This window comes from Dellaglioa sp. CoH-56-MRSF-14 (genome assembly GCF_056782115.1).
This window is the reverse complement of the sequence record NZ_JBXAYB010000066.1, coordinates 1-321: the sequence shown is the minus strand read 5'-3', so window position 1 is coordinate 321 and position 321 is coordinate 1. Positions and strand designations below refer to the sequence as shown.

At 57.0% G+C, this 321-nt stretch carries 1 protein-coding gene; it reads right to left on the bottom strand.

Annotated elements, in window-relative coordinates:
* The coding region (locus AC1RPX_RS07870; protein WP_481763341.1) for a hypothetical protein at nucleotides 1-321 on the bottom strand (321 nt) is incomplete at both ends.

The following is a 321-nucleotide window of genomic DNA, read 5'->3' as shown; positions in this document are numbered from 1 at the left end:
GGGCAGGCATCGGCATCTCTCCGTCCCACACCCTAAGTGCGTCGATTCCCTGAGCGCCGCGCGGCAAAACCACCTGCACGTCGAATCCAGTGCAGTGAGCACGCATAGGGCTGCTGAGCATATCCAGCTCACCGTTTCGCACCTGTACGTCGGTAACCACCAGCACCTGCCGGTGCCCCTTATACGGAGTGTAACCGCCGATGAAGTTACTGCCTAAGCAAATCGGGCAACTGGAATCGGCGTACCCTGTAAGACCTGTATCCATATCCCCAAGAACCTGATTGACCGTCTCTTCAAGAACAGGGCCGTTGTCACCAAATC